The organism is Enterobacter sp. Taxon_8 (assembly GCF_058354585.1).
The window spans coordinates 3,622,283-3,647,817 of the sequence record NZ_CM177989.1; the positions used below are offsets into that span (position 1 = coordinate 3,622,283).

The 25,535-nt window shown below is 57.4% G+C and carries 24 protein-coding genes; 4 read left to right on the top strand and 20 right to left on the bottom strand.

Annotation, left to right across the window (positions count from 1 at the left end; genetic code table 11):
• Window positions 1–111 precede the first annotated feature (111 nt).
• The 3 genes from crl to gpt all read right to left on the bottom strand — a co-directional run bounded on the left by crl (window position 112) and on the right by gpt (window position 2,378).
• Entirely contained in the window at window positions 112–513 is a 402-nt protein-coding gene (gene crl / locus AC4IBF_RS17265; protein ID WP_008500249.1) for a sigma factor-binding protein Crl, read from the bottom strand.
• Between the two features lie 57 nt (window positions 514–570).
• Entirely contained in the window at window positions 571–1,815 is a 1,245-nt protein-coding gene (frsA, locus tag AC4IBF_RS17270) for an esterase FrsA (protein WP_491462981.1), read from the bottom strand.
• A gap of 104 nt (window positions 1,816–1,919) precedes the next feature.
• Entirely contained in the window at window positions 1,920–2,378 is a 459-nt protein-coding gene (gene gpt / locus AC4IBF_RS17275) for a xanthine phosphoribosyltransferase (protein WP_010427903.1), read from the bottom strand.
• Between the two features lie 260 nt (window positions 2,379–2,638).
• Between gpt and pepD the strand changes: the two genes are divergently transcribed.
• Window positions 2,639–4,096, top strand: a complete 1,458-nt coding sequence (gene pepD / locus AC4IBF_RS17280; RefSeq protein ID WP_136195229.1) for a cytosol nonspecific dipeptidase — start codon at window positions 2,639–2,641, stop codon at window positions 4,094–4,096.
• Between the two features lie 77 nt (window positions 4,097–4,173).
• Here the strand turns inward: pepD and dinB are convergent, their stop codons facing one another.
• The 8 genes from dinB to AC4IBF_RS17320 all read right to left on the bottom strand — a co-directional run bounded on the left by dinB (window position 4,174) and on the right by AC4IBF_RS17320 (window position 11,380).
• Window positions 4,174–5,232 carry a DNA polymerase IV gene (gene dinB, locus AC4IBF_RS17285; RefSeq protein WP_491462982.1) on the bottom strand — a complete coding sequence of 353 codons (1,059 nt, stop codon included), beginning with the start codon at window positions 5,230–5,232 and terminating at the stop codon, window positions 4,174–4,176.
• Window positions 5,233–5,339: 107 nt separating this feature from the next.
• Window positions 5,340–5,543 carry a (Na+)-NQR maturation NqrM gene (nqrM, locus tag AC4IBF_RS17290; RefSeq protein WP_136195227.1) on the bottom strand — a complete coding sequence of 68 codons (204 nt, stop codon included), beginning with the start codon at window positions 5,541–5,543 and terminating at the stop codon, window positions 5,340–5,342.
• The gene (gene nqrF, locus AC4IBF_RS17295; RefSeq protein ID WP_325848715.1) at window positions 5,543–6,766 is read right to left on the bottom strand and encodes an NADH:ubiquinone reductase (Na(+)-transporting) subunit F; all 1,224 of its coding nucleotides are present in this window, start codon (window positions 6,764–6,766) and stop codon (window positions 5,543–5,545) included. The genes nqrM and nqrF overlap by 1 nt, the downstream gene beginning before the upstream one ends.
• A gap of 10 nt (window positions 6,767–6,776) precedes the next feature.
• A complete protein-coding gene (gene nqrE, locus AC4IBF_RS17300; protein WP_023334613.1) occupies window positions 6,777–7,373 on the bottom strand; it encodes an NADH:ubiquinone reductase (Na(+)-transporting) subunit E in 597 nt (198 codons plus the stop codon).
• Between the two features lie 6 nt (window positions 7,374–7,379).
• Window positions 7,380–8,018 carry an NADH:ubiquinone reductase (Na(+)-transporting) subunit D gene (locus tag AC4IBF_RS17305; RefSeq protein ID WP_008500256.1) on the bottom strand — a complete coding sequence of 213 codons (639 nt, stop codon included), beginning with the start codon at window positions 8,016–8,018 and terminating at the stop codon, window positions 7,380–7,382.
• A complete protein-coding gene (locus AC4IBF_RS17310) occupies window positions 8,011–8,805 on the bottom strand; it encodes a Na(+)-translocating NADH-quinone reductase subunit C (RefSeq protein WP_325849568.1) in 795 nt (264 codons plus the stop codon). Before AC4IBF_RS17310 ends, AC4IBF_RS17305 begins: the two co-directional genes overlap by 8 nt.
• Window positions 8,798–10,033 carry an NADH:ubiquinone reductase (Na(+)-transporting) subunit B gene (locus tag AC4IBF_RS17315; RefSeq protein WP_491462983.1) on the bottom strand — a complete coding sequence of 412 codons (1,236 nt, stop codon included), beginning with the start codon at window positions 10,031–10,033 and terminating at the stop codon, window positions 8,798–8,800. Before AC4IBF_RS17315 ends, AC4IBF_RS17310 begins: the two co-directional genes overlap by 8 nt.
• A 3-nt stretch (window positions 10,034–10,036) precedes the next feature.
• Window positions 10,037–11,380 (bottom strand): Na(+)-translocating NADH-quinone reductase subunit A, encoded by a 1,344-nt coding sequence (locus AC4IBF_RS17320; RefSeq protein WP_491462984.1) that lies wholly within the window; start codon window positions 11,378–11,380, stop codon window positions 10,037–10,039.
• 298 nt (window positions 11,381–11,678) lie between these two features.
• On the opposite strand from AC4IBF_RS17320, the gene dpaA reads away from it, so the two are divergent.
• Window positions 11,679–12,419, top strand: coding sequence for a peptidoglycan meso-diaminopimelic acid protein amidase (dpaA, locus tag AC4IBF_RS17325; RefSeq protein ID WP_111965861.1), 741 nt, complete (start codon window positions 11,679–11,681; stop codon window positions 12,417–12,419).
• Here the strand turns inward: dpaA and AC4IBF_RS17330 are convergent.
• Both AC4IBF_RS17330 and lpcA read right to left on the bottom strand, forming a co-directional pair.
• On the bottom strand, window positions 12,390–13,157 hold the full coding sequence (locus AC4IBF_RS17330; RefSeq protein WP_111965862.1) for a class II glutamine amidotransferase: 768 nt from the start codon (window positions 13,155–13,157) through the stop codon (window positions 12,390–12,392). The two genes, dpaA and AC4IBF_RS17330, sit on opposite strands and share 30 nt — an antisense overlap.
• A 46-nt stretch (window positions 13,158–13,203) precedes the next feature.
• On the bottom strand, window positions 13,204–13,782 hold the full coding sequence (gene lpcA / locus AC4IBF_RS17335; protein WP_021242877.1) for a D-sedoheptulose 7-phosphate isomerase: 579 nt from the start codon (window positions 13,780–13,782) through the stop codon (window positions 13,204–13,206).
• Between the two features lie 239 nt (window positions 13,783–14,021).
• Here lpcA and fadE point away from each other — a divergent pair, with 239 nt between their 5' ends.
• Window positions 14,022–16,466, top strand: a complete 2,445-nt coding sequence (gene fadE, locus AC4IBF_RS17340; RefSeq protein ID WP_136195224.1) for an acyl-CoA dehydrogenase FadE — start codon at window positions 14,022–14,024, stop codon at window positions 16,464–16,466.
• A 108-nt stretch (window positions 16,467–16,574) separates the two neighbouring features.
• Window positions 16,575–17,345: an amidohydrolase gene (locus AC4IBF_RS17345; protein WP_023343415.1), complete on the top strand. Its 771-nt coding sequence runs from the start codon at window positions 16,575–16,577 to the stop codon at window positions 17,343–17,345.
• A gap of 51 nt (window positions 17,346–17,396) precedes the next feature.
• Here AC4IBF_RS17345 and AC4IBF_RS17350 read toward each other — a convergent pair whose 3' ends face one another.
• From AC4IBF_RS17350 to AC4IBF_RS17380, 7 genes are read right to left on the bottom strand one after another with little or no spacing between them, the layout of a single operon-like run.
• Window positions 17,397–18,998: a gamma-glutamyltransferase family protein gene (locus AC4IBF_RS17350; protein WP_491463325.1), complete on the bottom strand. Its 1,602-nt coding sequence runs from the start codon at window positions 18,996–18,998 to the stop codon at window positions 17,397–17,399.
• A 9-nt stretch (window positions 18,999–19,007) separates the two neighbouring features.
• Complete coding sequence (locus tag AC4IBF_RS17355) at window positions 19,008–19,883, bottom strand: ABC transporter permease (RefSeq protein ID WP_028012069.1); 876 nt, start codon at window positions 19,881–19,883, stop codon at window positions 19,008–19,010.
• 2 nt (window positions 19,884–19,885) lie between these two features.
• Window positions 19,886–20,827 (bottom strand): ABC transporter permease, encoded by a 942-nt coding sequence (locus AC4IBF_RS17360; protein WP_047174664.1) that lies wholly within the window; start codon window positions 20,825–20,827, stop codon window positions 19,886–19,888.
• 18 nt (window positions 20,828–20,845) lie between these two features.
• Complete coding sequence (locus AC4IBF_RS17365; RefSeq protein ID WP_172621902.1) at window positions 20,846–22,360, bottom strand: ABC transporter substrate-binding protein; 1,515 nt, start codon at window positions 22,358–22,360, stop codon at window positions 20,846–20,848.
• Window positions 22,361–22,362: 2 nt separating this feature from the next.
• Window positions 22,363–23,445: an ABC transporter ATP-binding protein gene (locus tag AC4IBF_RS17370; protein WP_133293828.1), complete on the bottom strand. Its 1,083-nt coding sequence runs from the start codon at window positions 23,443–23,445 to the stop codon at window positions 22,363–22,365.
• A complete protein-coding gene (locus AC4IBF_RS17375) occupies window positions 23,442–24,455 on the bottom strand; it encodes an ABC transporter ATP-binding protein (protein ID WP_133293827.1) in 1,014 nt (337 codons plus the stop codon). Before AC4IBF_RS17375 ends, AC4IBF_RS17370 begins: the two co-directional genes overlap by 4 nt.
• Complete coding sequence (locus AC4IBF_RS17380; protein WP_023334601.1) at window positions 24,452–25,171, bottom strand: FadR/GntR family transcriptional regulator; 720 nt, start codon at window positions 25,169–25,171, stop codon at window positions 24,452–24,454. The genes AC4IBF_RS17375 and AC4IBF_RS17380 overlap by 4 nt, the downstream gene beginning before the upstream one ends.
• Window positions 25,172–25,535 lie beyond the last annotated feature (364 nt).

Genomic DNA, 25,535 nt, shown 5'->3' on the forward strand with positions numbered 1-25,535 from the left:
CAGTTAAGCCGGGATTTTTTTTGCCCGGTGGCGCTGCGCTTACCGGGCCTACGGGATAGTGCATTTTGTAGGCCGGGTAAGGCGAAGCCGCCACCCGGCGCTGTGACGCTATCAGGCAGTCAGCTTCACCGCTTCGCTGGAAAAGTCATCTGCGGGTTCGAACTTGAGATCCAGAGTCGCCAGCAGTGCGCTCGCTTTGTCGTGAAACTCTTTCAGGGTGTATTCCAGGCGGTCAATGACTTCCTGATCTTTAATGGTGGTCGCCTGCCAGTTGCCGTCTTTATTAAACAGGCCAAACTGGTAGCTATACGTAAAGCGTTTTTCCTCTGCTTCCATTTCCATCCACCAGCCCCAGAATTCACGTTTTTCGGGTGCAGGCTTCACGTTGACGCATACAGCCAGGCAGTCGAAAAAAAAGCGATTCTCTTCACACTGCTCTTCTCGAATATACGGGCCAAGAGCCATGAACTTCTTAATCAATCTACTTTTCGGGTGTCCACTCGGTAACGTCATTGCGATCTCCTTTTGTGAAGCCACTGTTTTACCAAACCAGCGAAATTTAGCAATCTATTAACACAATCTCTGAGCTATCCAGCGCGTAATCTCTTTCAGTGCTTTGTCGAAATTCTGATAGACCGGGCTGAACGGCACCTCAAGCAATTTGCCATCCGCAGATGACGAAGTGATTAAGCGCGACTCTTCTTCCGGGCTAAACGGATCGTTTTTCCAGAACCCAGAGAGCATCGGCGTTGGGCAGCGACGTCCCAGCAAGCCTTGCGTTTTTAACGAGTAGCGATTGAGCTCAACGCGCAGCGCTTCGTCTGATGCATCATGCATGCCAAGACGGCTGGCCAGCACATCAAGGTACATTTCAGGTACGTTGCCCTGACGGGCAGGATCGCTGAGCAGGGCGTGTACGACCGGGCCGAGGCAGGCGACGGCTTTAAGGCGAGAAGATTCAAGGTAAGCCAGACGCACCGCGACGTTCGCGCCGAAACGGAAGCCGAATGCCGCCACGCTGGTGTGGTCAACCCAAGGAATGTTTTCCAGTGCTTTTAGCGCATGCTGGTGCAGCAGGCTGGAGTCCTGAGTCAGTTTCCATTTGGATGAGAAACCAATTGAAGGCATATCAAGCGTCAGCATCGCGATCCCTTTTGGTGCGAAGTAGCGCTCATACAGGCTGTAATAGTCGATTTGCAGCGAATCCAGCCCGCCGCACATGAGGACGGTCGGGAACGGACCTTCACCTTCAGGCATATGCAGGAACCCGGTAATGGATGACCCACCCGGAATGGTAAACTCGAGTTCGCGCATCTGGCCCGGCAGGCGTTGAGCCGCCTCTTCATAGGCGCGATTCGCCAGCGCCTGTGCCTGCTCGGCCAGCTCATCACCTTTCAGATGTGGATACGCGGCAATGGCGTAGAGATTGGCCGCATGCAGCCAGTGCTTGCCGCTGCGCGTGGCATCCTCTTCCTGGCTGGCTTTTTGCTGCCAGAGCATCGCCTGTTTAGACCACTCGTAGATCCAGTTTCCGCCGCGATAGCCCACTACCGTATCATAGAGTTCGCTGTCGGTACGCTCGGCTTCACTCATCACGATACGTGCCTGCACATCAAGGATTTCACGGGGGTCGATACCGCGCCAGATCCACATCAGGCGGTTAATCATGCGATACCAGTGAGGCACGTTTTTACCGTCTAACGCGGACTGGACGGCAGGCTGGGTACCCGGATTAAAGCGACGCACCAGCGTCGACGTTTCAGGGTGTTTGAAACGGGGTTTGAAGAGTGTCTCGGTGAGATTCGCCTGCGTCATTGCGTTGCCTCCATGAATACGTCATATGAAGACTATTGTAACGCGTGGCAGGCCAAAAAGAACAACGCCCGACATAGCCGGGCGTGTAAAGTTACGTACTGGTATTAACGGCCTGAAATAGGCGGTACAAAGACCACGCCCATATCCCATGGCTGTTCAATCCAGGTATCCTGCGGGATATCAATCACGTAATCGTCAACCAGCGGGCGGCCAGCCGGTTTAGCGAAGATAGTGACGAAGTGCGCTTTAGGATACATTTCGCGGATAGCGACCGCAGTACCGCCGGTATCCACCAGGTCATCAATAACGATGAAGCCTTCACCGTCACCTTCCGCACGTTTCAGCACGGTCAGCTCGCGCTGGTTGTCATGGTCATAGCTGGAGATGCAAACGGTATCGACATGACGAATACCCAGCTCACGTGCCAGCAGCGCCCCCGGTACCAGACCGCCACGGCTGACGGCAATAATGCCTTTCCACTGTTCGGAAGGCATCAGACGCGCAGCCAGTTTGCGTGCGTGAATCTGCAACATGTCCCAGGTGACGACGTATTTTTCGCTCATGTGAAGTGTCCCAGCCTGTTTTTATACGGCTTAAAAAGTGTTCGAGGGGGAAATAGGTTGCGCGAGATTATAGAGATCTGACGCACTAAAAACCAGTGTTTAGCGCCCTCTGCCTGAGTTTTTACATGCTTTATGCTACCAGCCAGCAGAGAAAGTGGTATTCTCAGTTTCATCTCGCAAGCCTGACTTGTGGTAACTATTAACCTGCTAACCCTGTGACCTGCAACCCTGTTTGCAGCGCCTCGACAAGGAGACTTATCGTGTCTGAACTGTCTCAACTATCTCCGCAGCCGCTGTGGGATATTTTTGCCAAAATCTGCTCCATTCCACACCCTTCCTACCATGAAGAACAGCTTGCCGAACATATTATGGGCTGGGCGAAGGAAAAAGGTCTGCATGCTGAACGCGACCAGGTTGGCAATATTCTGATCCGCAAACCTGCAACCGCAGGCATGGAAAACCGCAAACCGGTTGTGCTGCAGGCGCACCTGGACATGGTGCCACAGAAGAACAACGACACCGTTCATGACTTCACCAAAGACCCGATTCAACCGTACATCGACGGCGACTGGGTGAAAGCACGCGGTACCACGCTGGGCGCGGATAACGGCATCGGTATGGCGTCTGCGCTGGCGGTGCTGGCTGACGACCGCGTTGAGCACGGTCCACTGGAAGTGCTGTTAACCATGACCGAAGAAGCGGGCATGGACGGCGCTTTCGGTCTGCAGGCGAACTGGCTGCAGGCGGATATCCTGATCAACACCGACTCAGAAGAAGAAGGCGAGATCTACATGGGATGCGCGGGCGGGATTGATTTTATCTCTACCCTGCCGCTGTCTCGCGAAGCGATACCTGCGGGCTTCCAGACCTTCAAGCTGACGCTGAAAGGTCTGAAAGGCGGCCACTCCGGCGGCGATATTCACCTGGGTCTGGGCAACGCCAACAAGCTGCTGGCACGCTTCCTGGCAGGCCATGCGGCCGAGCTGGATCTGCGTCTGGTGGATTTCAACGGCGGTACCCTGCGTAACGCGATCCCACGCGAAGCGTTCGCCACCGTAGCGGTTCCAGCAGCAAAAGCGGACGAGCTGAAAAAACTCTCCACCGTGTACCTGGATATCCTGAAAAACGAACTGTCGGCGAAAGAGAAGAACCTGACCGTAGTGCTGGAATCTGTTTCTACAGATAAAGCCGCGCTGACCGTGCAGTCTCGTGACACCTTTGTTCAGCTGCTGAACGCGACGCCAAACGGCGTGATCCGCAACTCTGACGTGGCGAAAGGCGTGGTGGAAACCTCACTGAACGTGGGCGTGGTGACCATGAGCGACGACAGCGCGGAAATCATCTGCCTGATCCGCTCCCTTATCGACAGCGGTAAAGAGTACGTGGTGAGCATGCTGGAATCTCTGGGCACGCTGGCGGGCGCGAAAACGTCTGCAAAAGGCAGCTACCCGGGCTGGCAGCCGGATGCAAGCTCTCCGGTGATGGCGCTGGTGCGTGAAACTTACCAGCGTCTGTTCAACAGCACGCCAAACATTCAGGTGATCCACGCGGGTCTGGAATGTGGTCTGTTCAAGAAACCGTATCCGGATATGGATATGGTGTCCATCGGGCCAACCATTACCGGTCCACACTCGCCGGATGAGCAGGTTCATATCGAAAGCGTCGGTCACTACTGGACGCTGCTGACTGAACTGCTGAAAGCGATCCCTGCGAAATAACATCTTCATCCCAGCCCTCTTCCTGTGGAAGAGGGTGAAAAATCCAGGCCCGGTAAGCGTAGCGCCACCGGGCTTTTTTACAATCCCAGAACCAGCTGTCGCTCTAGCTGCGGATCCAGCAGCGTGACGTGCAATCCCACCAGCCTTACCCCTCGACCGCCCCGGCGCTCTTCCCATGCCTTTTTTGCCGTCGCGATAAGATCGTCTTTATTCAGTCGCGGCCAGACGTGTTCCTGCGTGGTCTGCTGGAAATCGTTGAATTTTAATTTGATACCCTGACGGGCAATCAGCAGGTCAGGCTTCACCTTGATTAAACGCCGTTCCAGCTCAGGATAAAGCTGTTCCGTGATGATCATTTCGCATTCAGACCAGTCATGTATATCTTCAATGAGGGTGCGCTCAACGCCGACGGATTTACGGAGCCGCTCGCTGTTCACATCGCGATCGTCAATTCCCTGGCTGCGCTCCCACAGCACGCGGCCAAACTTCCCGAAACGCTTGAGCAGCATGGCGAGATCGCTATGCTGCACGTCTTCACAGGTCCGTAGCCCCATGCTTTCCAGCTTTGCGGCAGAAACTTTTCCTACCCCGGGGATTTTGCCGAGCGGCAGCGTTTTTAAAAATGCAGGCACCTCTTCCGGTGTGATGACGTACTGACCGTTGGGCTTATTTAAATCGGAGGCGATTTTGGCAAGGAATTTAACGGGCGCGACGCCCGCCGACGCCGTCAGATTCAGCTCGTTGAAAATCGTCTGGCGGATCTCCTTCGCCATCAGCGTGGCGGAGCCGTGGCAGTGAACGCTGTCGGTCACGTCCAGATAGGCTTCGTCGAGCGACAGCGGCTCTATGAGAGTGGTATAGCGGGAGAAGATTTCCCGGATGTGAAGGGAAGCCTCTTTATAGGCTTCAAACCGGCCGGGCAGAAGCGTGAGATGAGGACAAAGCTTTAAGGCCATCGCCGTCGGCATGGCGCTGCGCACGCCAAATTTGCGCGCAGGATAGTTGGCGGTGCTGATGACGCCACGCTGAACGCGGCTGCCGCCAATGGCGATGGGAATATCCCGCAGCGCCGGGTTGTCTCGCATCTCCACTGCGGCAAAAAAGCAGTCCATATCAACATGGATTATTTTGCGCATAGTATGCCCTCACTTATTGCTGGATAAGTATACAGTAAACAAATGAGGGTTGAGAAGCGTGCGTGGAAATTGTCGGGTGACGGCTTCGCCTTACCCGACCTTCAAGATTAAATGATGCGCTGCTGCTCGCGCGCCATCCTTTTCTTTCGAGCATCGCACGGTTCCGGGCAGTCGCAGACCTTCTCCATACCAATGGAGGAAATACCGCCGCAGCTGCCCTGAATGCTTTTCCGCTTAACGATCCAGCCTAACGACATGCCGAAGATGACAAGCACAAAAATCACAAAGGTTGCCAGAAACGTCAGCATCATCAGCCTCCAAAGTCGTCGAGCAAGATGCTCTCATCTTCGACACCGAGATCTTTCAGCATCTTAATCACGGCGGCGTTCATCATCGGCGGGCCACACATATAGAACTCGCAGTCCTCGGGTGCCGGGTGCTGTTTGAGGTAGTTTTCATACAGCACGTTGTGGATGAACCCCGTATAGCCCGTCCAGTTATCTTCCGGCTGCGGATCGGAAAGCGCAACGTGGAAGGTAAAGTTCGGGTTTTCACGCGCCAGCTGTTCAAACTCGTCGTCGTAGAACATCTCGCGCAGCGAGCGCGCCCCGTACCAGAAGCTGATTTTACGCTTGCTGCCGAGCCGCTTGAGCTGGTCAAAAATGTGCGAGCGCATCGGGGCCATACCGGCACCGCCGCCGATAAAGACCATTTCCGCGTCGGTATCTTTCGCGAAGAACTCCCCGAACGGACCGGAGATCGTCACCTTATCTCCCGGCTTCAGGGACCAGATGTATGACGACATCACGCCCGGCGGTGCATCCGGCACATTCGGTGGCGGCGTTGCGATACGCACGTTGAGCATGATGATGCCTTTCTCTTCCGGGTAGTTAGCCATCGAGTAGGCGCGCAGCGTCGGCTCTTTTACCTCCGATACAAAGCGGAAGAGATTGAATTTGTCCCAGTCGGCGCGGTACTCATCCGGCACGTCGAAGTCCGCATACGCCACGGTATGTTCAGGACACTCAATCTGAATGTATCCTCCGGCGCGAAACGGAACATCTTCCCCTTCCGGTACCCGTAGCTTCAGCTCTTTAATAAAGGTGGCTTTGTTATCATTAGAGATAACCTCGCACTCCCATTTTTTGACGCCGAAGATCTCTTCCGGCAGCTCAATCTTCATGTTCTGACGCACCGCGACCTGGCAGGCCAGACGGCAGCCCTCTTTCGCTTCACGCTTTGTGATATGCGCCAGCTCGGTTGGCAGAATATCGCCACCGCCCTCTTTTACCGTCACGCGGCACTGCCCGCAGGAGCCGCCACCGCCGCAGGCTGACGAGACAAAGATCCCATTGCCCGAGAGCGTATTGAGCAGTTTGTCACCCGCTAGCGTGCGGATCTGATTCTGCGGCTCGTCGTTAATATCAATCACCACGTCACCGGAATTCACCAGCTTCGCGCGCGCCACCAGAATTAACCCTGACAGCACCAGTACGATCAGCGTGAACATCACCACGCCAAGGATAATTTCCATCTGTTAGCCCTTATAGCTGCACACCGGAGAAGGACATAAAGCCCAGCGCCATCAGCCCGGTGGTGATAAAGGTGATCCCTAAGCCACGCAGACCCGCAGGCACGTTGGCATATTTCATTTTCTCGCGGATCCCCGCCATGGTGACAATCGCCAGCATCCAGCCGATGCCGGAACCAAAACCGTACACCACGGATTCACTGAAATTGTAATCACGCTGAACCATAAACGAGACGCCACCAAAGATGGCGCAGTTCACCGCGATCAGCGGGAGGAAGATCCCCAGCGCGTTGTACAGCGACGGGAAGTACTTATCGAGGATCATCTCGAGGATTTGCACCAGCGCCGCGATCACCCCGATAAAGGTGATAAAGTTCAGGAAGCTGAGATCAACCCCCTCCACCAGTGCGCCGTCACGCAGCACAAAGTTGTAGACCAGATTGTTAATCGGAACCGAAAGCCCCAACACAACGGTGACCGCCACGCCCAGCCCAAATGCCGTGGAGACCTTTTTAGACACGGCAAGGAACGTACACATGCCCAGGAAAAACGCGAGCGCCATGTTTTCAACAAACACCGCCCGCACAAACAAACTCAGGTAATGAGCCATCGTCGGTTACTCCTTTTCCTGCTGTTCTGGTCTCAACGTACGAATCAGCCAGATCAACAAACCGATAATGAAAAATGCGCTAGGGGCCAGCAGGAACAGGCCGTTTGGCAGATACCAGCCGCCGTTCTGCACCGTGTCCAGCACCGTGATGCCAAACAGCTTGCCGCTGCCAATCAGCTCGCGCAGAAACCCAACCGTAAGCAGGATCACGCCGTAGCCGAGGCCGTTGCCGATGCCGTCCATAAAGCTCGCCAGCGGCGGCATTTTCATGGCGTAGGCTTCCGCACGCCCCATGACGATACAGTTAGTGATAATCAGCCCGACAAACACCGAGAGCTGTTTGGAGGTTTCATAGGCAAAGGCGCGCAGCAGCTGATCGACCACGATCACCAGCGAGGCGATGATCGCCATCTGGACGATGATCCTCACGCTGTTGGGGATGTGGTGGCGGATCATCGAGATAAACATGCTGGAGAACGCCGTGACCAGCGTAACCGCCAGCGTCATCACTACCGCCGTTTCCAGTTTGGTCGTCACCGCCAGGGCTGAACAGACGCCCAGCACCTGCAGCGTGATCGGGTTATTGGCGAGCAGTGGGCCAATGAGTACTTTTTTGACTTCTTTCAGTTCACCGGTATCAGCCATTGTTCAGCGCTCCTTCACGTACGTTTTTCAGGAAAGGACCAAAGCCCAGCTCGCCCATCCAGAAATCAAAACTGTGCTGCACGCCTTTTGATGTGAGCGTGGCGCCGGAAAGCCCGTCAACGGCGTAGTCATCACCGGGACGAGCCGCCCCTTTCATCACCTTCAGCGCAGGCAGGCCGTTATCGTCGAGCACTTTCTTGCCGACAAACTGTGCCCGCCAGTTAGGGTTCTCAACTTCACCACCCAGCCCCGGGGTTTCGCCCTGGTCGTAATACGTAATGCCTTTGACCGTGCGGCCATCGGTATCAAGAGCGACAAAGGCATACATCATTGACCACAGACCGTTGCCGTAAACAGGCAGTACCACTTCCTGAATACGTTTTTGGGGGTCGCGAACCAGATAGATTTCGGCAAGGTTGCTGCGACGCTTAATCCCGGCGGGATCTTGCGCTGCCTCCAGCGTCAGGCTCATCTGCGGATCTTTAAGCGCCAGCGCCTGGTTGAATTTTGCCGGGTCTTTATCGAGCAGTTCCCCCGTTTTTAAATCCACCAGACGCGCCGAAATACGTTCAGCAAAGACGGCAGAAACGTCGTCTGCGCTCATTCCTTCCTGCATCAGCCCGGCGACGGCCAGAATGTTGCGCTGTTTATCCAGCGCACGTTGCTCCTGCTGCAGGGGTTTTAACCCCACGGCAGAGCCGGCTACGACAATGGAGCAGACCAGGCAGAGCACCAGTACCACCAGCAGCGTTTTGCTGATGCTGTCGTTATTTTTTACTTCAGCCACGCGCCTTCCTCCGCTTGATGTTGGCCCGCACCACCAGGTAATCGAAGAGTGGCGCAAACAGATTGGCAAACAGAATGGCCAGCATCATCCCTTCCGGGTACGCCGGGTTGACCACGCGGATCAGGACACACATTGCGCCAATGAGCACGCCATAGCTCCATTTACCTTTGTCAGTGAAGGAGGCAGACACGGGGTCGGTTGCCATGAACATCATGCCGAACGCGAAGCCACCCAGCACCAGATGCCAGTACCACGGCATGGAGAACATCGGATTGGTGGTCGAACCGATAACGTTGAACAAGGTGGCGGTCAGCACCATGCCGATCATCACGCCCGCAACAATTCGCCATGAGGCCACGCGACCAAAAAGAATGATCGCGCCGCCGAGCAAAATCATCAGCGTAGAGACTTCTCCAATGGAGCCCGGAATGTTGCCAATAAAGGCATCAAACCAGGTCACGGGCTGACCCGTCGCGTTGTTCACCAGCGTTTCGCCGCCGTGTGCGGCCCACTGTGAAAGCGGCGTCGCGCCGGAAAAGCCGTCTGCCGCCGTCCAGACCAGATCGCCTGAGATTTGCGCCGGATAGGCAAAGAAGAGGAACGCACGTCCCGCCAGCGCCGGGTTGAGGAAGTTCCGCCCGGTGCCGCCGAAAATTTCTTTAGCAATGACCACGCCGAAACTGATGCCCAGCGCCGCCTGCCAGAGCGGTAAGGTTGGCGGGACAATCAGGGCAAAAAGAATCGAGGTCACGAAGAAGCCTTCGTTGATCTCATGTTTACGGATGATAGCAAACAGCACTTCCCAGAAGCCGCCCACGATAAATACCGTGATGTAAATCGGCATGAAGAACACCGCGCCCAGCGTCATCATGCTCAGCCAGCCCGCGTCTGCAGCAAAGCTTACCCCTAGCGACTGCGCCAGGCGGTAGTGCCAGTCAGACTGTATCACCTGCGCCAGCTGCTGGGCATCGTACATGTGGTGCAGCGCCGGAATGGTCTGCAAGCCAACGTTGTACATGCCCCAGAACAACGCCGGGAAGACCGCAAACCATACCAGGATCATCATGCGCTTAAGGTCGATGGCATCGCGAACGTGCGCCGCCCCTTTCGTCACCAGCCCCGGCGTGTAGAAAATAGTCGTCGTGGCTTCATACAACGGGTAGTACTTTTTGAGCTTCCCTTCGGTAAAGTGCGGCTCAATTTTTTCAAAGAGGTGTTTTAAGCCCATCGGTTATCCTTCCTGCTCAATGCGGGTTAACACCTCGCGCAATACCGGTCCATATTCGTATTTGCCCGGACAGACATAAGTACAGAGCGCCAGATCTTCTTCGTCCAGTTCCAGACAGCCCAGCGCCTGCGCGCTATCGGTATCCCCAGCGAGCAGATCGCGCAGCAGCATGGTAGGCAGAATATCCAGCGGCATGACGCGCTCGTAGTTGCCAATCGGGACCATGGCGCGCTCGCCGCCGTGCGTGCTGGTCGAGAAGCTAAACAGCTTATTACGCAGGAAGTGGCCCAGCGTAGTCCGGGTGACGGAGTATTTTTCCGCACCGGGCAGCACCCAGCCGAACAGCTCTTTTTCGCGCCCTTCCTGCACAATGCTGACCTGCAGATGGAAACGTCCCAGATACGCGTGCGCATTGACAGCATGGCGGCCACTGAGGACCGAACCGGAAATCAGGCGGTTTTCACCCTCTTTCATTTCCCCCACCAGCAGTTCATTGATGTCTGCCCCCAGCAGCGTCTTCACCAGGCGCGGGTTTGCAGCCTGCGGTCCACCGATGGCGATTATCCGTTCAGCGCAGAGTTCACCAGTGGTGAAAAGCTTACCGATGGCGATGACGTCCTGATAATTAAGGTGCCAGACCTGTTTCGTCAGGCTTACTGGCTCAAGGAAATGGATGTGCGTCCCGACCAGCCCCGCCGGATGCGGGCCAGCAAACTCATTAAACGTGACCTGCCCTTGCGGATACCCCCCAAGCTTGCCGCCGCCGGCCTGGCAAACGTGGACTTTCCCCGAAGTCAGGCGGGTTAAAACGGTCAGTCCGGCATCAAAGGCTTTGCGCTGCGCCAGAATAACCGGCTGCGGATCCACGCTGAGCGGGTTGGTGTCGATTGCCGTGACGAAAATCGCGGCCGGTTCCGTGCCCGGAACAGGGGATTTGCTGAAGGGACGCGTACGAAGCGCGGTCCATAAACCGGACGCCAGAAGCTGAGCCTGAACGGCGTCACGGTTCAGCGCAGCGAGTTCTGCGGCGTCATAATGGGCAAACTCACGCTTTTCATCGCCTTCAATGCGGATAACCACCGACTGCAGAACGCGCCGTTCGCCACGGTTGATGGCCACAACGGTGCCGCTCGTGGGGGCCGTGAACATCACGCCGGGATTTTTTTTGTCCTCGAAGAGCGCCTGTCCTTTGATCACGCGATCGCCCTCCTGTACAAGCATTGAAGGGCGCATTCCCAGATAGTCGTCGCCCAAAATGGCGACATGACGGACGCTTGCGCCTGTCGAAACGTGCTGCGCGGGCACGCCTGCAATCGGCAGATCAAGTCCTTTTTTTATTTTAAACATGTGGTTAGCAGGTTTCCATGAACAACAATCCAGTGGGCGCAAAGTGTAACATTTTCCCCTTTCCGCGGGCAGGGTATCCGCCATTGCGCGTGCCAAATTGCGAGCTAATGCGCAAAGTTTCTGGAGCCATCGCAATTTTGATGGTTTATTAAGTAAAACTAATTTGTAAACTCACCGCCCGGCTCTTGCGAAAATCTATAGCGGTGCTAATGTGAGCGCTCCTAACAGAATAATCTGATTTCGGGTCTCTTTTGCCGTCCTGGCAAGTTGGTCATGGTTTTATCAAGGAACTAGTAGTATGCGTAAAATCGCATTGTTCATTGCGATGCTTCTGATTCCGTGCATGTCGTTTGCCGGACTGCTCAGCAGTAATAGCTCAACGACGCCGGTCAGCAAGGAATATAAACAGCAGTTAATGGGATCGCCGGTTTATATTCAGATCTTCAAGGAAGAGCGCACTCTCGATCTGTTTGTGAAAATGGGCGAGACATATCAGCTGCTTGATAGTTACAAAATTTGTAACTACTCCGGCGGACTGGGGCCAAAACAGCGTCAGGGCGATTTCAAAAGTCCGGAAGGGTTCTACAACGTTCAGCGCAGCCAGCTCAAGCCTGACAGCCGCTTCTATAAAGCCATTAACATCGGCTTCCCGAATGCCTATGACCGTGCACACGGTTATGAAGGTAAATATCTGATGATCCACGGTGCCTGCGTGTCTATCGGCTGTTATGCGATGACCGACTCCGGCATTGATGAGATTTTCCAGTTCGTGACGGGCGCGCTGGTCTTTGGGCAGCCTAACGTACAGGTCAGCATCTATCCGTTCCGCATGACGGACGCCAACATGGCGCGTCACAAATATTCTTACTACGCGGATTTCTGGAAACAGCTGAAGCCAGGGTACGACTATTTTGAGCAGACCCACAAGCCGCCGGTGGTCTCTATCGTCGATGGCCGTTACGTGGTCAGCAAACCGCTGAGCCACGAAGTCGTCCATCCACAGCTGGCGTCAAATTACACGGTCCCCGAGACAAAATAGCACCCACTCGCCTGGCATAATCTTTTGCCAGGTTTCGTTGCCCGTCAGCGGCTGCGTTGCGATAACAGTGACCACATCGTTCGGTGTGGTCTCCTTCTGAAAATCTATCTCCACATCCTGATCGAGAAGCGTCGCAACGCCAAACGGCGCACGGCGGGTGATCCAGAACAGATTCGTCGAGCAGAACGCCATCACATAGCGGCCGTCAGAGAGCAGCATGTTGAACACGCCTTTTTCACGCAGTTCAGTTGCCAGCGTCGCGATATATTTGAACACGGCAGTCATGTTGCCGGGCGTGCGGGGATAGCGCTCCGTCAGCTTGTGCAGCAGCCAGCAGAAGGCTTTTTCGCTGTCCGTTTCGCCAACAGGGCGAAAATTGCCCGTCTCCAGCGATTTATAGCCCGTAAGTTGCCCATTATGCGCATAGGTCCAGTTACGGCCCCACAGCTCGCGGGTAAACGGATGGGTATTTTCCAGCGCCACTTCGCCGCGGTTAGCCTGGCGGATGTGGGCGATCACCGAGCGGGACTTGATCGGGTAGTCCTGTACCAGTTTGGCAATCGGTGAATTAAAGCTGGGCTGTGGATCTTTGAACGTGCGACACCCTTTTCCTTCGTAGAAGGTGATGCCCCAGCCGTCTTTATGCGGCCCGGTTCCTCCACCGCGCTGCACCAGCCCGGTGAAACTAAAGCAGATATCGGTTGGCACATTCGCGCTCATCCCGAGCAGTTCGCACATACATCACCTCCACAACAGCGGGGGCAAGAATGCCCCCAGCGAAGTCTTACTTAGCCATCTCTTTTTCGATCAGCTGGATCAGGATGTGGATCACTTTGATGTGAATTTCCTGAATGCGGTCAGCATAACCGAAGTGCGGAACGCGAATTTCGACATCCGCCGTACCGTCCATCTTACCGCCATCTTTACCTGTCAGGGTGATGACTTTCATCCCTTTTTCACGCGCGGCGGCGATCGCTTTGATCACGTTGCCGGAGTTACCGGAGGTCGAAATCCCCAGCAGCACGTCGCCTTCACGGCCTACCGCTTCAACATAGCGGGAGAAGATGTGATCGTAACCGAAGTCGTTGCCCACGCAGGAGATATGGCTCACGTCGGAAATCGCAATCGCCGGGTAGCCAGGACGGTTTTCGCGATAGCGTCCGGTCAGCTCTTCTGCGAAGTGCATCGCGTCACAGTGAGAGCCGCCGTTACCGCAGGAGAGCACTTTGCCACCCGCTTTGAAGCTGTCGGCCAGCAGGACCGCTGCGCGCTGAATAGCGTGAATATTGGCATCATCTTTCAGAAAGTTAGCCAGCGTTTCCGCCGCTTCGTTCAGTTCGTTACGAATAAGATCCTGGTACATGAGGATAATCCTTCAGTATTGATGAAATAACACAGTGGAGTGTACCGGATAGCGGGAAAAGCGAGAAGCTAAAGCCATGCGAATCGTCCGGCGTTTTGATTTTTTGTGCCGGCTAAAACACGAACAATGTGAACCAGGTTGTAATTATTTTGTAAACACATTGCTAAAGGAATTCACATCAACTACAACCATATCATCACAAGTGGTCAGACCTCCTACAAGCAAGGGAGCTTTTCTTTATGATGATTTTGAGCATTCTCGCAACCGTTGTTCTGCTCGGTGTGTTGTTCTATCACCGCGTGAGTTTATTCCTGAGCAGCCTGATTCTTCTGGCCTGGACGGCTGCGCTTGGCGCCGCAGGTCTCTGGAATATCTGGCTTTTAGTCCCTCTTGCCATCATTCTTCTGCCGTTTAACTTTGCCCCGATGCGTAAATCAATGATATCTGCGCCGGTGTTCAAGGGCTTTCGCAAAGTGATGCCGCCAATGTCGCGTACCGAGAAAGAAGCGATTGACGCAGGCACCACCTGGTGGGAAGGCGATCTGTTCCAGGGCAACCCGGACTGGAAAAAGCTGCATAACTATCCGCAGCCGCGCCTCACCGCTGAAGAACAGGCCTTTATTGACGGCCCGGTTGAAGAAGCGTGCCGCATGGCAAACGACTTTGCCATCACCCATGAAATGGCCGACCTGCCGCCGGAACTGTGGGCGTACCTGAAAGAGCATCGCTTCTTCGCGATGATCATCAAGAAAGAGTACGGCGGCCTGGAGTTCTCCGCCTACGCTCAGGCCCGCGTCCTGCAAAAGCTGGCGGGCGTCTCCGGGATCCTGGCGATTACCGTTGGCGTGCCTAACTCCTTAGGCCCGGGCGAACTGCTGCAGCATTACGGTACTGAAGAGCAGAAAGATCACTACCTGCCGCGTCTGGCACGCGGTCAGGAAATCCCTTGCTTCGCGCTGACCAGTCCGGAAGCGGGCTCCGATGCGGGCGCAATCCCGGATACCGGCGTGGTCTGCATGGGCGAGTGGCAGGGCGAGCAGGTACTGGGTATGCGCCTGACCTGGAACAAACGTTATATCACCCTGGCGCCTATCGCCACCGTGCTGGGTCTGGCCTTTAAGCTCTCTGATCCGGAAAGACTGCTGGGCGGCGAAGAAGATCTGGGCATTACCTGTGCGCTGATCCCAACCTCTACCCCAGGCGTTGAAATTGGTCGTCGTCACTTCCCGCTGAACGTACCGTTCCAGAACGGTCCGACACGCGGCCAGGATATCTTTGTTCCGATTGACTATATCATCGGTGGTCCGAAAATGGCCGGTCAGGGCTGGCGTATGCTGGTGGAATGTCTGTCTGTGGGTCGCGGCATTACCCTGCCGTCGAACTCAACCGGCGGTCTGAAGTCTGTGGCGATGGGGATTGGTGCCTACGCGCACATCCGTCGTCAGTTCAAAATTTCCATCGGCAAGATGGAAGGTATCGAAGAGCCGCTGGCGCGTATCGCGGGCAATGCCTACGTGATGGACGCCGCAGCCACGCTGATTACCTACGGCATTATGCTGGGCGAAAAACCAGCCGTACTGTCGGCCATTGTGAAGTACCACTGTACCCACCGCGCGCAGCAGTCAATTATTGACGCGATGGATATCGCGGGCGGTAAAGGCATTATGCTCGGCGAAGGCAACTTCCTGGCGCGCGGCTATCAGGGCGCACCGATTGCCATCACCGTGGAAGGGGCAAACATCCTGACCCGCAGCATGATGATCTTCGGTCAGGGCGCAATTCGCTGCCATCCGTACGTGCTGGAAGAGATGGCCGCCGCGCAGAACAACGACGTGGATGCCTTCGATAAGCTGCTGTTCAAACATATCGGTCACGTGGGCAGCAACAAGGTACGTAGCTTCTGGCTGGGCCTGACGCGCGGCCTTACCAGCGCCACGCCGACCGGCGATGCAACCAAACGTTATTACCAGCATCTGAACCGTCTGAGCGCCAACCTGGCCCTGCTGTCTGACGTCTCCATGGCGGTGCTGGGCGGCAGCCTGAAGCGTCGCGAGCGTATCTCTGCCCGTCTGGGCGATGTGTTGAGCCAGATCTTCCTGGCCTCTGCGGTCCTGAAACGCTACGACGATGAAGGCCGTCAGGAAGCGGATCTGCCGCTGGTACACTGGGGCGTTCAGGATGCGATGTATCAGGCTGAACAGGCGATTGACGATCTGCTGGCAAACTTCCCGAACCGCTTCGTGGCGGGTGCCCTGCGCGCGGTGATCTTCCCGACCGGTCGTCACCATCTGGCGCCGTCCGACAAGCTGGACCACAAGGTGGCGAAGATCCTGCAGGTTCCGAGCGCAACCCGCTCCCGCATCGGTCGCGGTCAGTATCTGGCACCGACGCAGCATAACCCGGTGGGTCTGCTGGAAGAGGCGCTGCTGGACGTGATGGCTGCCGACCCGATTCATCAGAAGATCTGTAAACAGCTGGGCAAAAACCTGCCGTTTACCCGTCTGGACGAACTGGCAAAACAGGCGCTCGCAGGCGGTATTATCAATAAAGATGAAGCCGCTCTGCTGGTGAAAGCCGAAGAGAGCCGTCTGCGCAGCATTAACGTGGATGATTTCGAACCGGACGAGCTGGCGACGCAGCCGGTAAAGCTGCCGGAGAAGCACCGCAAACCTGAAGCGGCATAACGCGTTTCGCTTATACAAACCCCGCCTCGCGCGGGGTTTTTTATTGCCACATTTTCTCGTTATGTCGTGCTACAGTGTCAAAAAGTGGTCGTGTGAGGAGTCTGAATTGTGCCTGGTCTGAAGATTTCTATTTTGCAGCAACCTTTAGTGTGGATGGATGGCCCCGCCAACCTGCGCCACTTTGATCGTCAACTGGAAGACATTACCGGGCGTGATGTGATTGTCCTGCCGGAAATGTTCACCACCGGCTTCGCCATGGAAGCGGCAAAACAGTCAATGCCTCAGGATGAGGTGGTCGCCTGGATGCACGCCAAAGCGCAGCAGACCAACGCGCTGATTGCCGGAAGCGCCGCTCTGCAGACCGAACGCGGGCCGGTGAACCGCTTCCTGCTGGTGGAGCCGGAAGGGAAAGTGCATTTCTACGATAAACGCCACCTGTTCCGCATGGCGGATGAGCATCATCACTATGAAGCCGGTAACGAGCGCGTGGTGTTTGAATGGCGCGGCTGGCGTATTTTGCCGCTGGTCTGCTACGACCTGCGTTTCCCGGTGTGGTCGCGTAACCGCAACGATTACGACCTGGCGCTGTATGTTGCCAACTGGCCTGCACCGCGCTCCCTGCACTGGCAGTCGCTGCTGGTGGCGCGCGCGATTGAGAACCAGGCGTACGTGGTGGGCTGCAACCGCGTGGGGACGGACGGTAACGGGCATCACTATCGCGGCGACAGCCGGGTGGTGAATCCGCAGGGCGAGATCATCGCCACCGCCGAGCCGCACCAGGCAACGCGCATTGATGCCGAACTGTCGTTGACGGCGCTGAAGGAGTATCGGGAGAAGTTCCCGGCGTGGCAGGATGCGGACCCGTTTAGCATTGAGTGAAATTATCCCCTCACCCCGCCCCTCTCCCAAAGGGAGAGGGAGGATAAAATATTAACTCACCAGCGCCTGCCCGTCCTTGCGGCTTTCCGTCGCGGCCACGTAGTGTCCTTCCGGCAGGCGGTAAATTACCTGCGCGCCACCGAAGTTGTAATCATGAAGCGGATCTTCCACCACAATCTGATGTCCGCGCTCGCGCAGGGCGGAAATCGTGTTGCGATCGAACGTCGATTCAACGATCACCTCCCTGCCCTGCACCACGCGCCAGCGCGGGGCGTCGATTGCCGCCTGCGGGTTTTGCCCGTGCAGCATAATGCGCAGCGCCATCTGCATGTGCCCCTGCGCCTGCATCGGACCGCCCATCACGCCGAAGGACATCAGCGGCTGGCCGTTGCCGTCCATCGCAAAGCCCGGAATGATGGTGTGGAACGGGCGCTTGCTGCCCGCCAGCGCGTTCGGGTGATTGGGATCCAGCACAAACCCGCATCCCCGGTTTTGCAGGCTGATCCCGGTATCCGGCACCACAATGCCTGAACCGAAGCCCATGTAGTTGGACTGAATAAACGACACCATCATCCCGCTGGCGTCGGCGGTGCTGATGTAGACCGTGCCGCTCTGGGTCGGGGAACCGTAGACAAAATCGGACGCCTTGTCATGATCGATAAGCGCCGCGCGTGACTTCAGATAATGGTCGCTCAGCAGCTCTTTCGCCGCGAACGCCATATGGTCTTCATCCGCCACGTAGCGGTCGAGATCCGCCAGCGCCAGCTTCATCGCCTCAATGGAGAGATGCAGAGACTGCACGGAATCCGGGTGATGCTTCTCAATGCCGCACTGCTCCAGAATGCCGAGCGCAATCAGCGTGGCGATCCCCTGGCCGTTTGGCGGCAGCTCCTGCACCGAACCGCCCGCGAAGTCGCGCGACAGCAGCTCTACCCAGTCCACGCGATGGCTCGCCAGATCCTCGGCCGTCAGGTGCGCGCCATGCTCTTTGGCGAAGGAAGCAATTTTCTGGGCCAGCTCACCGCGATAAAAAGCTTCGCCGTTGGTACGGGCGATCAGTTCCAGCGAGTTCGCCTGCGCCGGGTTACGAAAGATTTCCCCCACGCGCGGGGCGCGGCCTTCCGGCGCGAAACAGGCGCTAAAACCCGGCTGATCTTTCAGCTTGCTATAGCCGCGCTGCCAGAGATGCCCAATCAGCGGGGAGACCGGGAAACCGTTGCGCGCGTAGTCAATGGCGGGCTGCGCCAGCGTGGTCAGCGGCAGCGTGCCGAAGCGTTCCGCCAGCGCGACCCAGCCGGATACCGCCCCCGGCACGGTCACCGCGTCCCAGCCGATTTCCGGCACCGCGGTTTTACCGGCAAACAGATCCGCATGCCAGCTCGCAGGCGAACGACCGGACGCGTTCAGGCCGTGCAGCTTTTCGCCGTCCCAGACGATGGCAAAGGCGTCGCTGCCGATCCCGTTACCGGTCGGCTCTACCACCGTCAGCGCCATCGCGGTGGCAATGGCCGCATCAACGGCGTTGCCGCCCAGCTGCAGCATCTTCATCCCCGCCTGCGCCGCCAGGGGTTGCGACGTGGCAACAGCATTATGGCCCATCATTGGCGGGCGTCGTGAAGCGTAACCGGACGTAAAATCAAGCGCTTTGGTCATCATGACTCCTTAGTCGTGGCGCGGATCGAGCGCATCGCGCAGCCCGTCGCCAAGTAAATTAAAACCCTGCACGGCAAGGAAAATCGCCACGCCGGGGAAAACAGACATCCACGGCGCCTGCTCAAGAAACCCTTTCGCGGTGTTGAGCATTGAGCCCCAGGACGGATTAGGTGGCTGCTGCCCCAGCCCTAAAAACGACAGGCTGGCTTCGGCGATAATCGCTGAGGCAATTGCCAGCGTGGCCTGCACCAGGATCGGCGACATCACGTTGGGCAGGACGTATTTGATGATGATCCAGCGATCCGGCAGGCCAATCGCCCGCGCGCCGTCGATATACTCTTCGTTGCGAATAGCGATCACCTGACCGCGCGTCAGGCGGGCGAAGATCGGCATCGCCGAAAGACCGATGGCGATCATGGCGTTCGTCAGGCTCGGGCCCAAAAACGCTCCCAGCGCGATCGCCATGATCAGGAACGGACACGCCAGCAGCGCCTCGATAAACCGCGATATCACGCCGTCCCACATCTTCTGGAAGTAGCCCGCCACCAGCCCCAGCGGCACGCCGATAACCACCGCGATAACGACCGACATACAGCCCGCCATCAGCGAGGTGCGCGCCCCCCAGATAATGCGGGATAGAATGTCGCGCCCCAGCTCGTCGGTGCCGAACCAGTACATCGCTGAAGGCGCTTTGCGCACCGCGAGGAAGTTGGCTTTAACCGGGTCAAACGGGGCGATCCACGGCGCCAGCAGCGCCACCAGCACAAAGAAACCCACCACAAGCGCGCCAATCACCGCGCTTTTATTGGCGAGGAATTTCTTCAGCACCCGGTTCTGCGCGCGCGGCAGCGCGGGGGCTACGGTTTGCGTCGTCAGTTCCGCCATCGTTAACCTCGCATTTTCGGGTTGATAAGGACGTAAAGTACGTCGGCCAACAGGTTGAGCAGCAGGAAGCCGATCGCCACGATCAGCACCACGCCCTGCACCACCGCGTAGTCACGGTTGAAAACCGAGTCGACGATCATCTTGCCGAAGCCCGGAATGGTGAAAACCTGCTCGGTCAGCACCGCGCCGCCCAGCAGCTCGCCGAACAGCAGCGTGGTGAGGGTAATTACCGGCACCAGCGCGTTGCGAAAGGCGTGCTTCAGGATCACCGCTTTCGGCAGTAGCCCTTTCGCCCGCGCGGTGCGGATATAGTCCGCCTTCAGCACGGCAATCATCGAGGCGCGGGTGTGGCGCATCAGCGTTGCCGCGAGACCCGTTCCGAGCACGGATGCGGGGAGCAGCAGCGTGCGCAGGTTCTGGAGCGGATCTTCACTGAACGGCACATAGCCGGACGCGGGGAGCCACTGCAGGTTTACCGAAAAGACCAGAATCAGCAGGATCCCCAGCCAGAAGTGCGGGATCGAGATCCCCGAGATCGCCACGAAGTTCGCCCCGTGATCGACCCAGCTGTTTTTGTTCACCGCCGCGAGGATCCCCATGCTGATGCCAAACACCAGCGCGATAATCATCGCCAGCAGCGACAGCTCCAGCGTGACCGGCAGCTTGCTGGCGATCAGCTGCGTCACCGGTTCATGCGTACGTAAGGAGACGCCCAGATCGCCCTGCAGCGCCCGCGTCAGCCAGTGGAAATACTGCACGGGGATCGGCGCATCGAGATTCAGCTCCGCACGCAGCTGGGCGATGACCGCCGGATCGCGCTCCTCGCCGGCCATGGCGATCAGCGGGTCACCGGGCAGCAGCTTTTGCAGCCCGAATACCATCATGCTCACCAGCAGTAGCGTCGGAATAGCCAGCAGCAGACGTTTGCAAATCAGTTCCAGCATGGGTTCTCCTCAGGACGTTTATTTCGCCAGCGTCAAACCCGCCAGACGCACGATGCCGTCCGGGTATGGCTTAAAGCCCTGCACGCTTTTGTTCAGGCCAAAGATACGCGGCTCGAAATAGAGATAGGCAATCGGCATATCCGTTTGCAGCTGCTTCACCACCTTGTCGTACAGCGGCTGGCGCGCGGCCTGGTCGGTGCTCTGGCGCGCCTGGATCAGCCACTCATCGACCTGCGCGTTGCTGTAGCGACCGTCGTTAAGCGTGCCTTTGCTGTTGATAAAGCCGTAGATGCTGCCGTCCGGATCCGGGCGTCCCGACCAGCCGGAGAAGCTCAGTTGATAATCCCCGCTCTGCTGGCGGTCCAGCAGCGTGGCGAATTCGGTCATCTGCAGGTTCAGGTTAAAGCCCGCCTCGGCGACCATCGCCTGCAGCACCTGCCCCACCTGCTGAGAGGTTGGGTTGTTCGGCACCAGCAGGTTGACGGTCAGCGGCGCGGTGACGCCTGCCGCTTTGAGCAGGGCTTTGGCCTTGTCGACGTCACGCGGCGGAACCGGCAGATTCACGTGATACGGGCTGACCGGTGAAAACGCCTGGTTGGCTGGCGTATACAGCCCTTCAAAGACCACCTGGTTTAGCGCATCGCGGTCGATAGCCTGAGAAAATGCCTCGCGCACGCGGGCATCTTTGAACGGGTCGTTGGCCGGCACCTGGCCGTTGTTGATGTTGAAGGTAATGCCCTGATAGCCCAGGCCAGTTACCTTCGCCAGCGCCAGCTTGCTGTCGGCTTCGACGGTTTTCACGTCGCTGGCGGCGATGCCTTCGGTCAGGTCGAGATCCCCCGCGCGCAGGTTCGCCAGACGCACGGAGGCATCAGGGATCGGCAGATAGATAATTTTGTCGAAGTGGTAGGCGTCTTTGTTCCAGTAGTTATCGAAGCGGCTCAAAACGATGCGGTCCTGGGACACGCGGCTGTCGAATTTATACGGGCCGGAGCAGACCGGATGGGCGGCAAAGTCAGGCTTTTTTGCCGCTTCAGGGGCCATCATCGCGCCCGCGCGGTCGGTGAGCTGCATCAGCAGCGCGGCATCAGGCGTTTTCAGGTGCAGCGCAATCTGCATCGGGCCGGTGACCTCTACCGATTCAACGGAGGAGATCTCGCTTTTACGCAGGGAGCCTTTGAGGGTCAGGGCGCGGTCGAGGTTGTATTTCGCGGCGGCGGCATCGAATTTCTCTCCGTCATGGAAGGTGACGCCTTCGCGCAGATTGAGCGTCAGGGTTTTACCATCGTCACTCCACGCCCAGTCTTTGGCCAGACCGGGGACGACCTTCAGGTTTTCATCCACGTCCACCAGCCTGTCGCACAGGGAGGCAAAGACGAAGCGGCCATAGTAGGTACGCGCCAGATGCGGGTCGAGCATGTCCGGGTCTGCCCCGAGGCCAATACGAAGCACGCTTTCAGAATGGGCGGGCAGCGCCGCGCCAAGCAACATAACGCTTCCCAGTACGGTCAAAAGAGAATTACGGATTGTCATTATCATGAGTTCCTTGAAGGAAGGGACGAGTGGGTAACCGCGTGTTCAAACAGCGCGCGGCGGCGCAGAAATGCGGCGGATGGCGGTGCGATCTGAATAACGCTGCGATCGCGGTTGATCTCCTGCCAGCGGTGGCAGGCAACCTGACGTCCACCGTCGAGCACCTGATTGATCGGCTCGACCTGGCGGCATTCGTCGGTGACGTACGGGCAGCGGGTGTGGAAACGGCAGCCGGACGGCGGGCTGGCCGGGTTGGGCAGATCCCCCTGCAGCAGCGGCGCGTCGCGTTCAGCGCCCGGCTGCATCTGCGGCGCCGAGGCGATCAGCGCCTGAGTATAGGGGTGCAGCGGCGCGTCAAAAATCTCGTCAACGGTGGCGAGCTCGACGATTTGCCCGAGATACATGACCGCCACGCGATCGCTCATGTGGCGGATCACCGCCAGACCGTGGGCGACAATCACCATCGTCAGCCCCAGCTGGTTCTTCAGGCTCTCCAGCAGGTTAACCACCTGCGCCTGGACGGAGACGTCCAGCGCGGAAACCGGCTCATCCCCCAGCAGCAGCTTCGGTCCCGAGGCCAGCGCGCGCGCAATGCCGATACGCTGGCGTTGCCCGCCGGAAAACTCGTGCGGATAGCGCCCGGCCCAGGCGGCAGGCAAGCCTACGGTCTTAAGCAGTTCGGCGACGCGGTACTGACGGTCCGCTTTCTTCATGTTCTGGTGCAGCCACAGCGGCTCACCGACGATCTGCTCCACCGTCATGCGTGGGTTCAGGGACGCGAAGGGATCCTGAAAGATGATCTGCAGCTCGCGGCGGAGCTGATTGAGGCGCGCGCCCGAGGCGTGGGTGATCTCTTCCCCCTGATAAAATACGCGCCCTTCGCTGGCGGCCAGCAGGCGCAGCAGCAGACGGCCAAGCGTGGATTTTCCGGAACCGGACTCGCCGACAATCGCCAGCGTTTCGCCCGGCATGACGGCAAGCGACACGCGATCGACCGCCGTGACAAACCGCGCCGGAGTAAAGAGCTTTTTGGGGCCTGGGAAAAGCTTGCTGAGGTCACGGGCTTCAAGTATGGGCGTGGTCATGCGGTCTCTCCCAGGGCAATGTGATGTTCGAGCGGCACGCGGAAGCAGGCGACCCGATGGCCCGCGCCGAGCGTGGTGAGCTGCGGTTTTTCATCATGGCAGCGCGACTGCGCAAACGGGCAGCGCGTCGCAAAACGGCAGCCTTGCGGCATGGATTCCGGGAGCGGGACCGCGCCGGGAATGGTGGAGAGCTGGCCCTTGCGTGCGCCAAGGGAGGGAATCGAGCCCATCAGGCCGATGGTGTAAGGGTGCTGCGGATCGGCAAATATCGCCTCGACGCTTCCCTGCTCTACCACCTGTCCGGCATACATCACCGCTACCTGCTGGGCGACTTCTGCCACCACGCCCAAATCGTGGGTGATCATCAGTACCGCCGTGCCGGTTTCTTCTTTTAAGGTGTTGAGCAAGGCGAGGATTTGCGCCTGGATGGTGACGTCGAGCGCAGTGGTCGGTTCGTCGGCAATCAGCAGTTTGGGGTGGTTAATCAGCGCCATTGCAATCATCACCCGCTGGCGCATGCCGCCGGAAAGCTGGTGAGGATAAGCCTTGAGGCGCATCTCTGCCGCTGGGATCTGCACTTTCTCGAGGATCTGCAGCGCGACCTTCATCGCCTCTGCGCGCGAGACGTTCTGGTGTCGCATAACCGCTTCGCTCAGCTGATCCCCCAGCGTAAATGCCGGATTGAGCGAGGTCATCGGCTCCTGAAAAACCATCGCCAGCTCGCTGCCGCGCAGGTCGGCATATTCCCGCAGCGAGAGCTTGCGCAGATCGTGGCGGCGAAACAGCATCTCCCCGCTGACGATCCGTGCGCTGGCGGGCAGTAACCCCATCAGCGCCAGGGAGGTGATACTTTTCCCACAGCCGGATTCTCCCACCAGCGCCAGCGTTTCGCCCGCCCTGACGGTCAATGAGATACCGTCAAGCACGCTAACCGGCGAGCCCGCGAACGTAACGTTGAGGTTTTGTACTTGCAGTACGGGCGTGGCGTCCTTAAAGGGGATTGTCGTCATGGCGTGAAGTCGTCCTCAAGGTGGATCGCCTGAATCAGGGCGGTTTGCAGGCTGAGCAGGTGTTCGCGCATGGCGGCCGCGGCTTCATTAGGCTGGCGATGGATAATCGCAGACATGATCTTATGGTGGTGGTCGTTATAGCTGTCGACACGTTCGGGCGTGCGGGCTAATTCACGAAGATGCTGCCAGCCCGGTTCGCGCCGAACGGCATCAATGGCATCAAACAGGCCGAGCATCAGGCGGTTGCCCGCAGCCTCGGCAATAGCCCGGTGAAAGGCGCTATCCCAGAGTTCGTTGAGATCGCGGTCGTCCGGGCTGACCTTGTCGATGCGTTCCAGCATGCGCTGCATGAGCGCGAGGTTTTCCCTGGTGGCACGCAGTGCCGCAAGCCGGGCTAAGCCGGGTTCGAGCTGTAGACGAGCTTCCATCACTTCCAGAAGGTTGGTCTGCTGAACCAATCCCTGAAGGGCCAGCGGTTCAACGGGTGCCGCCGGGCCAATAAAGGTCCCTTTGCCCTGCTTACGCCAGATGCGCCCCTCTTCTTCCAGCACATCCAGCGCACGACGCACTTCACGTCGTCCTACGCCGAGTGTGTCCGACAGCTCACGTTCCGTGGGCAGCGGTATGCCTGGTGTTGACTCGTGCTGGTTGATAAGCCCGCGCAACTGCTCAAGCGCGGTGCTGGAATTGGCCAGAAACCGTGACGGTTTTTCCATATTGGTTCGCTCGCTTTCATCATGACTTTATTTTTATTAACGATAAGTTATTGATATGGAATGACGCTTATCGTGCTAATGATTAAGCAATAAACAAACCAATACTGAATTGGTTCGGTCTTTTTTTGGGGCGCGGGAGATAACCAAATGATTCTGCGTCAATTATTTTTACAGAAAGACACATTCGGAATGAGGTCTGAAGAGAGGCATGGTGGCAAAATGCACAACAACAGTGCGAATAATGCACTACATCTGTGCAATTGTTAATTAATTGCACTATAGATATTAACTTTTTGTTAATAGCGAGAGAGAGGATAAGATTACAGAACGCTGAAACGACGAAGGCCTGAATCATTTCTGATTC